A 1,191-nucleotide genomic window follows, 5' to 3' on the forward strand; every position below is an offset into this window, starting at 1 on the left:
GGCGCCACCACCCGTCTGCGAGGATGGGAGCGCCATGGATCTCGATGCGTTCGTCGCCGTGCACCGCCCGGAGTGGAGGCCGCGCGGGCGGCGGGTCGGCCCGGGCGGGCGGCGCCGGGGCTTGCGGGCCCGCGGGATCGGGCTCGGCGCGGTCAGCAGTGCCGCCCTGCTCGTCCTCGGCGGCCTCACGGTCACCGGCATCGGGTTCGCGGCGGCGTCCGTCTGGCACGGCGGCTCGCCGGACGAGTGCGCCGACGGCACCACCCGGACCGCGCTGACGATCACCACCGCCCCGACGCTCACCGCGCCGATCAGCCGGCTGGCCGCCGAGTTCAGTCGGGCGCACTCCGACCAGGACGGCCCCTGTGTGGCCTTCGACGTGTCCGGCACGCCATCCGACCGCGCGCTCGACGCGTTGTCGCGGGCGAATACGCCCGGTTCGACCGTTCCGGACGTGTGGATCCCCGAGTCGGCGGACTGGCTGGAGCTGGGGCAGGAGTCGAACACCGCGGCGCAGCAGTTGCCGGCACGGGCGACGACGATCGCCGGCTCCCCCGTCGTCATCGCGATGCCCCGGCTGATGGCGCAGCGGCTCGGCTGGCCCGAACATCACCTGACCTGGGCCGATCTCACGGCGGATGCGGACGGGACCGCCTTCTGGCCGGGCCGCGGGGAGCCCCGCTGGGGCGAGTTCCGGCTCGCCATGGCCAACCCGGAGAACTCCGCGGCGGCGCTGCGGGCAGTCATCGGCACGGTCGGCGCGGCGCGGCGGCTGGCCCCCGCGGACATGACTGCGGGCACCTTCGACCAGGACCGCGCGGCCCAGGCCGCGGTGCTGCACCTGGAACGCTCGATCGACTGGCTGCCGCAGTATGACCATCAGCTCTTCGACTCGGTCCGCGACGGCGGCACGGAGAACGGCGCCGCCGGCAGTGCGCCGTCCGCCTTCCCCGCCCTGGAGTCCGACGTCATCGCCTACAACCGGGCGCTGACCGCCCGGACGGGCCCCGTGTCCGCGACAACCCTGGTCGCCTCGTATCCCGCCGACGGCGCGTTCACGGCGACGGTGCCCTACATCGTCCTGAAGCGGACGACGGATTCGGCGCCCAGGCGCGCCGCCGCCGACGCTTTCGCGGCCTACCTGCGCGGCGACGCCGGGCGGCGGGCCCTGACCGCGGCCGGCTTCCGCAC

At 75.4% G+C, this 1,191-nt stretch carries 1 protein-coding gene; it reads left to right on the forward strand.

Annotated features, from left to right (window positions below):
• Positions 1 to 34: 34 nt before the first annotated feature.
• On the forward strand, positions 35 to 1,191 hold a 1,157-nt coding region (locus ND748_RS32365), incomplete at its 3' end, for a substrate-binding domain-containing protein (protein ID WP_251750068.1).

This window comes from Frankia sp. AiPs1 (genome assembly GCF_023716945.1).
Classification (GTDB): Bacteria; Actinomycetota; Actinomycetes; order Frankiales; family Frankiaceae; genus Frankia.